The 14,235-nt window shown below is 42.4% G+C and carries 10 protein-coding genes; 5 read left to right on the forward strand and 5 right to left on the reverse strand.

Translation table 11 applies throughout. The annotated features are described in order from the left end of the window. The first annotated feature begins 71 nt into the window (after nt 1-71). Nucleotides 72-1,550 (forward strand): ribonuclease G, encoded by a 1,479-nt coding sequence (gene rng / locus E7T07_RS01875; RefSeq protein WP_135709237.1) that lies wholly within the window; start codon nt 72-74, stop codon nt 1,548-1,550. A gap of 49 nt (nt 1,551-1,599) precedes the next feature. Here rng and E7T07_RS01880 read toward each other — a convergent pair whose 3' ends face one another. From E7T07_RS01880 to E7T07_RS01890, 3 genes are all read right to left on the reverse strand, one after another. Further along, nucleotides 1,600-2,919, reverse strand: coding sequence for an HlyD family type I secretion periplasmic adaptor subunit (locus E7T07_RS01880; RefSeq protein WP_246046076.1), 1,320 nt, complete (start codon nt 2,917-2,919; stop codon nt 1,600-1,602). 61 nt (nt 2,920-2,980) lie between these two features. Continuing rightward, nucleotides 2,981-5,155 carry a type I secretion system permease/ATPase gene (locus E7T07_RS01885; RefSeq protein WP_135709238.1) on the reverse strand — a complete coding sequence of 725 codons (2,175 nt, stop codon included), beginning with the start codon at nt 5,153-5,155 and terminating at the stop codon, nt 2,981-2,983. Between the two features lie 3 nt (nt 5,156-5,158). Further along, nucleotides 5,159-6,433 carry a TolC family protein gene (locus E7T07_RS01890; RefSeq protein ID WP_135709239.1) on the reverse strand — a complete coding sequence of 425 codons (1,275 nt, stop codon included), beginning with the start codon at nt 6,431-6,433 and terminating at the stop codon, nt 5,159-5,161. A gap of 519 nt (nt 6,434-6,952) precedes the next feature. Between E7T07_RS01890 and tldD the strand changes: the two genes are divergently transcribed. Both tldD and E7T07_RS01900 read left to right on the forward strand, forming a co-directional pair. Continuing rightward, nucleotides 6,953-8,401: a metalloprotease TldD gene (gene tldD, locus E7T07_RS01895; RefSeq protein ID WP_135709240.1), complete on the forward strand. Its 1,449-nt coding sequence runs from the start codon at nt 6,953-6,955 to the stop codon at nt 8,399-8,401. 98 nt (nt 8,402-8,499) lie between these two features. Beyond that, the gene (locus E7T07_RS01900) at nt 8,500-9,705 is read left to right on the forward strand and encodes an aspartate aminotransferase family protein (protein ID WP_135709241.1); all 1,206 of its coding nucleotides are present in this window, start codon (nt 8,500-8,502) and stop codon (nt 9,703-9,705) included. A gap of 164 nt (nt 9,706-9,869) precedes the next feature. Here the strand turns inward: E7T07_RS01900 and E7T07_RS01905 are convergent, their stop codons facing one another. Both E7T07_RS01905 and fumC read right to left on the reverse strand, forming a co-directional pair. Then, nucleotides 9,870-10,475, reverse strand: a complete 606-nt coding sequence (locus E7T07_RS01905) for a hypothetical protein (RefSeq protein WP_135709242.1) — start codon at nt 10,473-10,475, stop codon at nt 9,870-9,872. A gap of 108 nt (nt 10,476-10,583) precedes the next feature. Then, nucleotides 10,584-11,978, reverse strand: a complete 1,395-nt coding sequence (gene fumC / locus E7T07_RS01910) for a class II fumarate hydratase (RefSeq protein ID WP_135709243.1) — start codon at nt 11,976-11,978, stop codon at nt 10,584-10,586. 118 nt (nt 11,979-12,096) lie between these two features. Between fumC and E7T07_RS01915 the strand changes: the two genes are divergently transcribed. Continuing rightward, a complete protein-coding gene (locus E7T07_RS01915; protein ID WP_135709244.1) occupies nt 12,097-13,164 on the forward strand; it encodes a TIGR01620 family protein in 1,068 nt (355 codons plus the stop codon). A 67-nt stretch (nt 13,165-13,231) separates the two neighbouring features. Next, complete coding sequence (locus tag E7T07_RS01920; protein ID WP_135709245.1) at nt 13,232-14,197, forward strand: sigma 54-interacting transcriptional regulator; 966 nt, start codon at nt 13,232-13,234, stop codon at nt 14,195-14,197. Nucleotides 14,198-14,235 lie beyond the last annotated feature (38 nt).

The following is a 14,235-nucleotide window of genomic DNA, read 5'->3' on the forward strand; positions in this document are numbered from 1 at the left end:
TTTTACATGATTTCTGCTTGTTTTTCTATTTGCCTTCGTTATCCTTATGGCAGTTTATGGAGATTTTAAAGATGAATTCTGTTGAATTATTAGTCAATGTCACCCCAAATGAAACCCGTGTAGCGTTAATGGATAACGGTGAATTAAAAGAAGTGCATATTGAACGCCAAGCGAAGCGTGGCATTGTGGGGAATATTTATAAAGGGCGCGTAACGCGTGTGTTGCCCGGTATGCAATCGGCTTTTGTGGATATTGGTTTGGAAAAAGCCGCATTTTTGCATGCTTCCGATATTGTGTCGTACACCGAATGTGTGGATGAAAATGAGAAAAAGCAATTTGTGGTGAAAGACATTGTGGAACTGGTGCGCGAAGGGCAAGATATTGTGGTGCAAGTGGTGAAAGATCCCATTGGCACCAAAGGCGCACGTTTAACCACCGATATTACCTTGCCATCTCGTTATCTCGTTTTTATGCCGGAAAATAGCCATGTTGGGGTGTCGCAACGTATTGAAAGCGAAGCAGAGCGCGTGCGTCTTAAAGAACTGGTGGAACCCTATTGTGATGAATTAGGCGGTTATATTATTCGTACCGCGGCAGAAGGGGTTGCTGAAGCGGAATTAAAGCAAGATGCGGATTTTTTGAAACGCGTTTGGCGCAAGGTGTTGGAACGAAAATCTAAATATCCAACCCGTTCAAAAATTTATGGCGAGTTGGCGTTGGCACAACGTATCTTGCGTGATTTTATTGGGCAAGGGATTGAGAAAATTCGCATTGACTCAAAGCTCTGTTTTGCGGAAGTGAAAGAGTTTACGGAAGAATTTATGCCCGAGTTGACGGATAAATTAGTGCTTTATTCAGGCAATAACCAACCTTTATTTGATGTTTATGGGGTGGAAACGGCGATCAATACTGCATTAGATAAGCGTGTGAATTTGAAGTCAGGCGGTTATTTGATTATTGAGCAAACCGAAGCCATGACCACCATTGATATTAACACAGGTGCCTTTGTGGGCAATCGTAACTTAGAAGAAACGATTTTTAACACCAATATTGAAGCTACAAAAGCCATTGCCCAACAGCTTCAACTGCGCAATTTGGGGGGGATTATCATCATTGATTTTATTGATATGCAAACCGATGATCACCGCAATCGTGTACTTGATGCGTTACGTACCGCTTTATCCAAAGATCGTGTGAAAACCAATGTGAACGGCTTTACGCAGTTGGGGTTGGTGGAAATGACGCGTAAACGCACCAGAGAAAGCCTTGAGCATATTTTGTGTAGTGATTGTCCATCTTGCCAAGGGCGTGGGCACGTGAAAACCGTGGAAACCGTGTGTTACGAAATTATGCGCGAAATTATTCGGGTGCATCATTTATTCGCCAGTGAGCAGTTCACGGTTTACGCTAGCCCTGCGGTGGCGGAATATTTGATTAACGAAGAAAGCCATGGCTTGCTGGCAGAAGTGGAAGTCTTTATTGGCAAACAGGTTAAAGTGAAAACGGAAGTGTATTACAACCAAGAACAATTTGATGTCGTTGTGGCGTAAATTTTTGTCATTTAACAGGGATACATTGGGCGTATCCCTGTTGGAACGACTATCGTTCTTGCAACGCCTGTTTCATGCGCGTAATTGGTTTAATCAAATATTGAAATACGGTTTTTTGTCCGGTTTTAATGTCAACAGAGGCAATCATCCCCGGAATAATGGGCATTTCTTTGCCTTCTTTATCAGTCAAATGGCTACCATCGGTTTTGACTAACACGCGGTAATAAGCTTCATTAGGGTTGAGCTTCAAATCGCTGGGGCGTTTTTGATCATGCAAGGTGTCGGGGCTAAGCAACGTCACCGTCCCGTTCAACCCACCATAAATAGCGTAATCGTAAGCGGTTAATTTCACCAGCGCAGGCATACCGGGGCGCACATAAGCCACATCATTAGGGCTAATATAAGCTTCCACCAACAAGGTATCTTCGATAGGCACAATTTCCATAATATCTTGCCCTACACTGATCACGCCGCCAATGGTGTTAATGCGAATATTCTTCACAATCCCTTTCAACGGCGAACGAATCATCGCACGTTCTACGGGGTCAGCACGCACCGCCATATTTTCTCGCGCTTGCGATAGTTCTGCTTCCACTTTGGTTAATTCCGTCCCTGCATCTGTCGCGTATTTATTGCGCCGTTCCGCCATTTGCAATTGCAAATCACTGGATTGGCGTTTCATTCGCAATAATTCCACTTCCGACATTGCGCCGCGTGCCACCATAGGTTCCGTCATTTTAATTTCCCGATCCAACAACGACTTACTATGGCTCAAGCTTTTCAAGGATTCTTCTAACGCTTCCTTTTTGGCTTGATAGACTGCGCGTTCACGTTGTTGAAGTGCGGTAGGAATTTGGTCAGAAAATTCTAATGGAATACCATAGGCTTCCGTTTTCAGACGTGTTGCCAAGGCTTCCAAGTTTTCCACTTTCGCTTGGCTTTCACGCAATACCGCAGAACTACGGGTATCATCTAATTTCAGCAATACCTGTCCTTTTTCTACGGTATCCCCTTCTTTAACCAGCATTTCTTTTAAAATTCCCGGATCCAAACTTTGAATAACCTGTTCGCGGCTGGTGGGAATAATGCTGCCTTGTCCGCGCGTGACTTCTTCAATCGGGCTGTTATAAGCCCAAATGACAAAGGCGGTGAGCAGCACAAAAAAGAACGAAATGGTGATAAAAATAGAATGATGCTTTTCCTGTTGCAATGCCGCGTGCAAATCGTTGAGCAAATGTAGATCTTTTTGACTCACGGTATTTTTAACCGTATTTTTGACCGCACTTTCATCCGTCCGGTTGTTTTGTGTTGCCTTATTCGGCAACACCCCTTGCTCGTCTGGTGGCATTGGTTTGTTGTCTTTATCCATAATTCTTTACCCGAAAATCACTGATTTTGCGACAGAACTCGATCGCCTGTCGCGGTTATCATTACTTTTGTGTCTCTTGTGTTTCTTGTATTTTCTGCGTTTCTTGTGTAGCCGGTTGCTTTTCTTTCGCCGACAAATGTTTCAATACCGCATCACGGGGGCCGTCTAACACCACTTTGCCATCTTCAACCACCACAATACGATTGACCAACTGCAAGACTTGCGAACGGTGCGTGACCACAACCAAAGTACGAGATTGACACCAATGCGCCAAGGCTCGCAAAGCATAAACTTCCGAGGTTTGATCTAAGCCTGTTGTAGGCTCATCTAACAACACCACTCGCGGGTCTTTTAGCGTCATCCGCGCCAACGCCACCATTTGTTTTTGACCGCCGGAAAGCCCTAAACCGTCTTCCCCAAGGGGCATATCTAAACCACGGGGATGTTGGCGGATCAAATCAATTAAGCCAAATCGCGCAAGGGCATTCAGTAAATCCTGATCCGTTGAAAAACCGTCCATACGCGCTAAATCCAAGTTCTCACGCAATGTCCCAAGGAATAAGCGCGGATTTTGTTCCAACAACACCACTTGATTGCGCAAAAAGTGCGGATCGATTTGGCGAAGATCTACATCATCAAGGCTAATATTCCCTTGTTGCGGTTCATACAACCCCGCGGCTAATTTCAACATGGTGGATTTACCGGAACCGATTTTTCCTAAAATGGCTACTTTCTCCCCCGGCTGTAAGGTCAAATCCAAATTATTCACCGTGGGTTCGCCGTCTTTGCTATAGCCAAAAGAAACATGATGAAATTTGACCGCACCTTGAATATGGCTCAGGGTCACATAATTCCGCTCGCTATCTCTATCCGTAGCACGTTCCACAATTCCGTTTACCCCTTTTAACGCCAACCACGCCTGTTGAAAACGAATGGCAAGTCCGGCAATTTGCCCCAAGGGGGCTAAAGCGCGACCGGATAAAATCACACAAGCAATCAACGCCCCCATGGTGATTTTTTCTGACGGATTATCGCTATGAATCAGATAAGTCCCTGTTAACACAAGGAAAACCGTATTCAGCTGTTGCATCATCATGGTGAAATTGGTCACAAAATTACTGATGTTTTTCACTTTGATGGATGACGCGGCGGATTTTGCCGTGAAAAAATCCCAGCGTTTTTGCGCCCAATTAAACGCATTATTGGTTTTTAAGGTTTCCAACCCTTCAATGGCTTCAACGGTTAAACCTTGGCGTTGTGAACTTTCGCGCATGGATTCATTAATAAAACGAGAAAGTGGAATTTGTGCCAATAAACCCACAATAATTACAACGGGAATAATGGTTAACGGCACAAAGGCTAATTTCCCCGCCACCAAAAACATCACAAAAATAAATAAAAATAAAAACGGCAAATCTACTAAAGTTAATAAACTGGCGCTGGTCATAAATTCACGAACGGATTCAAAATCGCGCAAGTTATTGGCATAAGAACCCGAAGAAACAGGGCGTTCTTGTAATTTAATATTTAATACACGCCGAAATAAGGCAGAGCTAATAATTAAATCCGCTTTTTTACCTGCAATATCCGTTAAATAAGCGCGTAATAATTTCGCCATTAATTCAAAAATAATTGCTGTAATCACGCCAATACTTAATACCCAAAGGGTTCCATAAGCTTTATTTGGCACAACGCGATCATAAACATTCATCACATATAAAGAGCTGACTAAAGCTAAAAAGTTAATAATAAAACTGGCTAATAAAACCTGATAATAATAGCTCTTAAAACGCCAAATAACTTTAAAAAACCACGCCTTAGGTAATTTATATTCAGGCAACTCAGAACGTGTATCTACGCTATCGCGTGGCTTAATAAACCAGCAATGTTGTAAATAATTTTTGTTTAATTCTTCTTCGCTCACCCAACGTGTTAAATTATCCGGTAAATGAATTTTATAACGGCGACCTTCATCATCTTCCTGAATTTCAGTGACCAATGCTGCTTCTTCATTTTGTAAAAATAATAAAACCGGCACAGCTAAAGAAGGAATTTCATTTAACGGACGTTTGGATAAGGTATTTTCAAATCCCTCGCTTTTTAAATATTCACGCAAAGAACTCAAGTCTAAACTATTATCTTTCGTGCGTAAGGTATGGGCGGCTAAGGTCGCGACCGATAAATTAGCCCCCAATAATCTTGTAGCAAGAGAAAGTGTTTCAATAATTTGTTTCATAAGCTATTTAAAATTTAATTTGATTTCTTGATTTTTAATGCCGCTCCAAGCGGAAATCATCCCTTGGGTATATAAATAATCTAATTTAGATTGACGTAAATTATGTTGCGTATTGCTATAAGCCAATTCTGCATTAGATAATTCTTTTTCCGCGTTTAATACATCTAACAACGAACGGCGTGCCACATCAAATTGCAAACGATAAAAATCTACCACTTTTTCCGATGCCGCAATTTGACGTTTTAAGGTTTTTAATTGTGCCTGACTTTCCTGAATATTAATTTTCGCCAAGGCGGCACTTTCTTCCAAATCTCGTGCGGTACGTAATAAACGTTCGTGACCGGCGGCAATGGCACTGGCGCGCTCGCGCACGGTGTAATCAGAGGCGCGGTCGAACACATCCCAAGCCACTTGCACCCCAATTTGACGGTCTTCACGGGTTGCGGAACCCACCAAATTCACCCGTGGCAAACGTTTTTTCTCTTCGGCTTGCAACGACAAATTCCGCGCTTCCAAATCCGCGGCACCCGCTTGATAAAGCGGATTCCGGGCTTTATCCGTCAAGCTGTATTTATGATAAAGTTCATCCGCACTTAATTGGGCAAAGGGGTCACTCAAGGTATTTGCCGCAATTTTTTTATGGTGATATTTGGACAGCGTGTTCAACGTAGCCGCTAATTTTTGCTGATAGGTGTTAATTTCCTGTTGCACCATCAACATCCGCGTTTCCGCTTGCACAAACTCCGATTCGCGCCCTTCGTCATTTTCCAGCACCACAGCAAGGTCTTGCAAAATACGCTGATGGCGCGCCAAACTACGTTCCATCACCGCAATGGATTCACGCATATTTAACGCCGTTAAATACAATTGCCCGATGGTATAACCTAATTCCTCGCGCGTTGCCGCGTGGTTATGGCGATAATATTCTTCTTCCTTGCGACTACGTTCAACGTCTTTTTCAATGGCACCAAAGGCATATAAATTCATTTCCGCTTGGACACCCGGAATAATTTTTTTCGACGTGTAATCGTTTTTATCTTGATGATATTGGCTCAATGATTTACTGCCTGTAACGCTAACGGTGGGGAAATGCGCAGATTTACTTTGTTCTGTTCGATTTCTCGCCGCTTCCACATCCGCAAGGGCTTCTTTCACTTCCGGCGCACCGGTTAAATTTTGTTGTAATAAATTTTTTAAGGTTTCTGCTTTTGCCGGCGTTGTTGCCAAAAGCGCGGTCAAAATAAGCGCAGAAACGGAACGATAGGAAAATGTTTTCATTGCGGTCTCCTTTTTTTACTTCCGTAAAGACTTTTTTAAAAAATAACAAAAAATAAAACAGAAAAAAACACGAAATTTACAGTTGAGACAAAATACTACTTTTTTGTGCAGTAACCTACAATGTTTATACCTACAATAACAGTAACACCCAAGTTTGGGTCGAAAATGGCATTGAAGTCATTTAATTCCCCAACATAACCCAAAGTGCGGCGAAATTCGCCGCATTTTTTATCGCAGTTAATATTGTAGGGACACACTGCGTGTGTCCGAAAATATTAATAAAATCAATAGTATGTAACAATGTTGATAACGGACACACGCAGTGTGTCCCTACAAAAACATTTTTTCCAATGATTTCAATGAATTAGCCGTAGGGGCGAAAAATATTTCGCCCGTACAAAACATCCCACACTGTCGTCACAATGGACACCGGCGGTGTTTCAAGTTTTAAAACTATGATAAAATCCACCGCACTTTTATTGCCTGCGGCAAAATCCAATTTAACTTAACGAGAAAATCATGTTAAAAATGACCCAGAATTCCCTACTGACCCAAAGCAACTTGACGCTTGTGGATCTTCAAAATACCTTTGATTTAATGTCACACCGCCAAATTGATTATGCGGATCTTTATTTTCAACTCAGCCAAGATGAAAACTGGGTGTTAGAAGACGGCATTATTAAAGAAGGTGGTTTTCATATTGATCGTGGCGTTGGTGTACGCGCGGTGTCGGGTGAGAAAACAGGTTTTGCTTATTCCGATCAAATTAATTTAGCGAATTTACAACAATGCGCCAATGCGGTGAAAGGGATTGCCAGCCCAAGCCAAGGCAATATTTTGAAGCCGTTGCGCTTTAATGAAGTCCATGCGGTGCAACGTTATGCGGCGATTAATCCGTTGGATACCCTTTCAAAAGTGCAAAAGATCGAGTTGTTGCGTTTGGTGGATGCGACCGCGCGGGCGGAAAGCCCTTATGTGACGAAAGTGACGGCAAATTTGACCGCACTTTATGAAGAAATGCTCGTGGCGGCTACTGACGGTACTTTAGCGGCGGATATTCGCCCCTTAATTCGTTTGTCGATTTCGGTGTTGGTGGAAAAAGACGGCAAACGTGAACGCGGTTCGTCAGGTGTGGGCGGTCGTATGAGTTTGGAATGGTTTTTTGAAGATTTTCAAGGGGAAATGCGCGCAAAATATTTCGCCAAAGAAGCAGTTCGTCAGGCGTTGGTGAATGTTAGCGCGGTGGCTGCACCTTCGGGGTTAATGCCTGTGGTGTTGGGGGCGGGCTGGCCCGGGGTATTGTTACACGAAGCTGTTGGACATGGTTTGGAAGGGGATTTTAACCGCAAAGAAAGTTCTTTATTTACCGGCAAAATCGGGGAATTGGTGACTTCCCCTTTATGTACGATTGTGGATGATGGCACGTTGCCAAATCGCCGCGGTTCGATTACGGTGGATGATGAAGGTACGCCAAGTCAATGTAATATGTTGATTAAAAACGGTATTTTGCAAGGCTATATGCAAGATAAGATGAATGCGCGTTTAATGGGCATGCAACCCACCGGTAACGGTCGCCGCGAAAGCTATGCGCATTTGCCAATGCCACGTATGACCAATACCTATATGTTAGCCGGCGAAAGCAAATTTGATGACATTATTGCTTCCGTAGAACAGGGGATTTTTGCACCGCACTTTGGTGGCGGGCAAGTGGATATTACGTCGGGGAAATTTACCTTTTCGATGTCGGAAGCCTATTTAATTGAAAAAGGAAAAATCACCAAGCCGGTTAAAGGCGCTACGATGATTGGTAACGGCATTGAAGTGATGCAGCAAATTTCAATGGTCGGCGATCAGGTAGAAATCGATCACGGCATTGGCGTTTGTGGCAAAGATGGACAAAGTGTCCCTGTTGGTGTTGGTCAACCCGTGTGTAAAATTGAGAAAATTACGGTGGGCGGAACGGATTGATTGAATTTTTATTCAAAATAATTGCATAATTAATCAAAAGGAATTATGCTAAATCCCAAATTAAACCAATTTATTTTTACAAAACAAGGAAGAACACAATGACACAGTATACTCGCGAAACATTTAACGAAGTGATGATCCAAAATTATAACCCTGCAAATTTTATTCCGGTTAAAGGGAAGGGGAGCCGCGTGTGGGATCAGGACGGGCGTGAGTATATTGATTTTACCAGCGGTATTGCGGTAAATGCTTTGGGGCATTGCCATGATGAAGTGGTGGCGGTGCTGAAAGAACAAGGTGAAAAATTATGGCATTCGAGCAACTGGTTTACCAGTGAAACCACGCTAGCGTTGGGCGAAAAGCTGGTTAAAAACACCTTTGCTGAGCGCGTGATGTTTGCCAATTCAGGGGCGGAAGCCAATGAAGCCGCATTAAAATTGGCGCGCCGTTATGCAGTCGATCATTTTGGTGCGCAAAAATATAACATTATTTCTTTTAAGCAAAGTTTCCACGGACGTACATTATTTACCGTTAGCGTGGGCGGTCAACCTAAATATTCTGACGGTTTTGGCCCGAAACCTGCCGGGATTATTCACGTGCCATTTAATGATTTAGATGCGGTGAAAGCGGTGATTGATGATCATACTTGCGCCATTATTGTTGAGCCGGTACAAGGTGAAAGTGGCGTTATTCCTGCAACCAAAGCGTTTTTACAGGGCTTGCGTGAACTTTGCGACCAATATAATGCTTTGTTAATTTTTGATGAAGTGCAAACGGGCGTGGGGCGTACAGGGGCATTTTATGCTTATCAAAAATACGGTGTGACACCTGATATTTTGACTTCGGCAAAAGCCTTAGCCAATGGTTTCCCGATGAGTGCAATGATGACAACCACAGAAATTGCGAAAAGCTTTGCACCAGGCGTGCATGGTACCACCTTTGGCGGTAATCCTTTGGCTTGTGCGGTCGGTGCGAAAGTGGTGGATATTATTGCAGATGAAAAATTCTTGGCAAATGTGAATGCTTCGGGCGAATTTTTTAAAGCTCAATTACGTCAGTTAAACGAAAAATTGGGCTTGTTTGCGGATGTTCGTGGCGAAGGCTTGCTCATTGGCGCAGAACTTATTGAGAAGTATCACGCGAAAGCCGGTGAATTTGTCACGGCTTGTGCCGAAAACGGTTTGATGATTTTAGTGGCGGGCCCGAATGTATTACGTTTTGCCCCGGCGTTGAATATTACGGAAAGCGAAATTTTAGAAGGGATGAAACGTTTAGAAAAAGCACTTTGTCAGTGGTTTGAGTAATTGCTATTACACCTTTTAATTGCCAACTATATGCGGTCTCCATAATTATAAATTTGTCTATTACACAAGTTTTGAACTAAAATTGTTATTTAAGATTAGAAACTATTCAGAATAGTTAAATAAAAAACGCGCTTCATTCAGTTAAAGCGCGTTTTTATATTCTGTTAAGCCCCTGTCTCTTTCTTCAAATCCAATTCATAACGTGGTGGAAGCTGCGGACTTGCATCATCTTCTTGCATCGGTACACTTTCAGGTTGTTTGGGTGTTGGTTGCGTGGTGTCCACTTTGGTTTTTCCCGTTAAGGGATCTTTTAATGGTGCAAATGCAGTTTTACCTGAGAGCCATAAATCCATAAAAGCGCGGTTAAATTCTTCATCAAATTGATATTCAAGAATTTGATCATTTAAAACAAAATAGCCCTTATGGTCTAAAACAATGTAGCTTAAACGATCATTAGGCGAGAAATCGGGTAATGTGCTTTGCAATACTTTAAGCCATTTTTCTTTTTTTTCATTATCGATGTGCAAGGCATCCATTTCTTTAATTAAGGTAATCGCAAAATTTTTACCTTCAACGGGTTTCGCATAGTCCACGCTCAGCATCACCGGGGTTTGGTTTTCTTTGTATTCCCCATTTTCGCTATAGAGCGAGACGGTGTAAACATGGAACGGCCCCCAGTTATAATCTGCTTTGCCTACAGGTTGCCAATGTGCAGAAAGTGCGGTGGAAATTAGGCATAAAATTGCGCTAAAGAATAATTTGAGCGACATAAATAATCTCAGAAAAACAAGGTTAAACTGTGCCGATTATAGCAAGTCTTATGGGAATAAAAAAGGCAACTGCCGTTGCCTTTTTCGTTTTATGCTGATTTTAACGCATTATTTTAATGAGCCAACCATATCTTCCGGACGAACCCATTTATCGAAGTCTTCCGCTGATACAAGACCAAGGTTGATCGCTTCTTCTTTTAAGGTTGTACCATTTTTATGTGCAGTTTTCGCAATTTTCGCGGCATTTTCATAACCGATATGGGTATTTAACGCCGTTACTAACATTAACGAATTATCTAATTGTTGTTTAATGCGTGGATAGTTTGGCTCGATACCTGTTGCACAGTGTTCATCAAATGAAATACAAACATCCGCTAATAATTGCGCTGATTGTAAGAAGTTCGCCGCCATTACCGGTTTAAATACGTTCAATTGGAAATGACCTTGTGAACCTGCAAATGAAATGGTTGTGTCGTTACCTAATACTTGTGCGCACACCATGGTCATCGCTTCACATTGAGTTGGGTTTACTTTACCCGGCATAATTGATGAACCCGGTTCATTTTCAGGAATTAAGATTTCGCCGATACCGGAACGTGGGCCTGATGCCAATAAACGGATGTCGTTAGCAATTTTGAATAATGACATGGCGATTTGTTTTAATGCACCGTGCGTTTCAACGATAGCATCGTGAGTCGCTAAGGCTTCAAATTTGTTTTCCGCCGTGATGAATGGTAAGCCGGTGAATTTTGCAATGTATTCAGCCACTTTCACATCATAACCTTTAGGTGTGTTCAAACCTGTGCCTACTGCTGTACCACCTAATGCCATTTGGCGTAAGTGTGGAAGGGTATTTTTTAAGGCGATTAAACCGAAATGTAATTGTGCTGCATAAGCAGAGAATTCTTGACCTAATGTTAATGGTGTTGCATCCATTAAGTGCGTACGACCAATTTTTACCACATCTTTAAAGGCTTCTGATTTTGCCACGAATGTTTTTTGTAAACGTTCTACCGCAGGAATAGTGGCTTCAACCACTTTTTTGTATGCCGCAATGTGCATTGCAGTTGGGTAAGTATCGTTTGAAGATTGTGATTTATTCACATCATCATTTGGGTGAATAATCGATTTTTCGCCTAATTTACCGCCATTGATAACATGTGCACGGTTTGCAATCACTTCGTTTAAGTTCATGTTTGATTGCGTACCGGAACCGGTTTGCCAAATAACTAATGGGAATTCGCCATCTAATTTACCGGCTAAAATTTCATCACAAGCTTGTCCGATTAAATCGCGTTTTTCAACAGGTAATACCCCTAAATCGTGGTTAGCGAAAGCAGCGGCTTTTTTCAAATAACCAAAAGCTTCGATAATTTCTTTTGGCATTGACGCTTCAGGGCCAATTTTGAAGTTATTGCGTGAACGTTCAGTTTGTGCCGCCCAATATTTGTCCGCAGGAACTTGAACTTCGCCCATAGTGTCTTTTTCGATACGAAATGTCATATAATCACCTTTAATAAATGAAATGAAAAAAGAATGGCAAAATTCTAACACTTTAGCGTTATTTAGAACAGTAGCAAATGTTGGTTTTGTGATTTAGATCATTAATTTGGAGAGAGATATGAAAGATAAAATCATTTTTACTCAATCTGTATCAGAACAAAAGCAAGCGCATTTTCAACCCAAAAAAGAATTTTCCAATAATGCGGAAATCACCCCCGATACAACCGAGCAAGAAAGCAATACAGAAGCACTTGAAGGCGAGTTGCTTACTGAGCAGTTTGAGCAAGCGGTAAACCCTAAATCGCGTTGGTGGAAACCTGTTGCTTGGAGCGCGGTAACCTTATTTCTTGGCGGGACAGTCGCGCAATCTATTCAATGGCTGATTGACAGTTGGCAAGGAAAACAGTGGATTTATTTTTCCTTTGCTATTGCCGGTTGCATTGTGATTGTCTTGGGCATTTCAGCTTTAATAAAAGAGCTGTGGCATTTGCGGCATTTACGTCAACATTTGCTGTTACAAGCACAAAGTGCGGTGATTTTTCGTGATATTTCTTCACCGGAGCAGAGTATTGCTACCTGTAAAAAAATGGCGGATAGTTTGAATTTAGATAACCAACATCCCAACCTTTTACAATGGCAACGACAAATCCATGATGGTCATTCAGGGCAGGAAATTGCGTATTTGTTCAGTCAAAATGTCATGAAGCCAATGGATAAACAGGCGAAAACCTTAATTACAAAAGCAGCGATTGAGAGCGCAACGGTGGTGGCAATTAGTCCACTCGCGGTGTTGGATCTCTTTTTTGTGGCATGGCGACATATTCGCTTGGTCAATCGAATTGCGAAACTTTACGGTATTAAGCTAGGTTATTTTAGTCGTTTACGCTTAATGAAGTTGGTTCTGTTGAATATGGCCTTTGCGGGGGCGACCGAGTTATTGCATGATGTGGGGATGGATTGGATCTCGCAAGACATTACGGCGAAATTATCCGCTCGTGTGGCGCAAGGTTTAGGCGTAGGGCTTTTAACCGCGCGTTTAGGCATTAAGGCGATGGCGTTTTGCCGTCCTTTAGCCTTCCAACCTGATGAAAAACCGCGTTTACGCCACATTCAAAAAGAGCTCTTGAGTGTGTTAAAAAATACGGTGTTAAATCCCATGAAAGTAAAAGAAACGGAAAAGCTGTAAAGTTAAATTGACATTTAACCGTTTTGAGCATACATTTATCGGTAAGATTTCTTTACGGAATAAGAAAATGACTGAAAATACACCGCACTTTTCTTTTGATGATTTGGTGGCACATAGCCCCAAAATGCGTACACTGGTAGAAACCGCAAAAAAATTTGCACAACTTGATGCCCCTTTGTTAATTCAAGGGGAAACAGGGACGGGCAAGGATTTAATTGCCAAGGCTTGCCATCAATGGAGCGCGCGCCGCAACGCCAGATTTATTGCCGTAAACTGTGCAGGGTTACCGAGTGAAGATGCGGAAAGTGAAATGTTTGGGCAAGCCAAAGGGGATAAAACCACGCAAGGCTTTTTTGAATATGCAGACGGCGGTACGGTGCTGTTGGACGGTATCGCGGAGCTTTCTTTACCGCTACAGGCTAAATTATTACGTTTTCTGACAGACGGTTCTTTCCGCCGAGTGGGAGAAGAACAGGAACATTATGCCAATGTTCGCGTAATCTGTACGTCACAGGTGCCATTGGCGCAATATGTGGAACAAGGTAAGGTTCGCAGTGATTTGTTTCATCGTTTGAATGTGTTGACCCTAGATGTACCGCCTTTGCGTGAACGACAAGCGGATATGGCGGATTTAGTGAATTTGTTTGTGACGCAAATTAGCTCAAATCTTCGCATTGAGACACCGCGCTTTAATACGGATTTTCTTGAATTTTTGAACCATTACCCTTGGGAAGGAAATGTGCGCGAGCTTTATAACGCGCTTTATCGTGCCTGTTCCTTGGCTGAAAATAACCAACTTTCCATTGTTCATTTAAATTTACAACTAAAATCCCAACAAGCTAACCCGTCAACTGAGATAAATTTAGCGCAATTTGGCGAAGCAACCCTTGATGACATTATGGCGAATTATGAAAAACAAGTGTTATCGCTATTTTATGCAAAATACCCAAGTACGCGTAAACTTGCCGCAAGATTAGGTGTGTCACACACCGCGGTGGCAAATAAATTGAAGCAATATGGTATTGGTAAGTAGAGCCGCAGAGCGGCTCAGATTCACGAACCCTATACGGC

It is taken from the genome of Actinobacillus porcinus (assembly GCF_901764995.1).
In the GTDB taxonomy this organism is placed as follows: domain Bacteria; phylum Pseudomonadota; class Gammaproteobacteria; order Enterobacterales; family Pasteurellaceae; genus Exercitatus; species Exercitatus porcinus.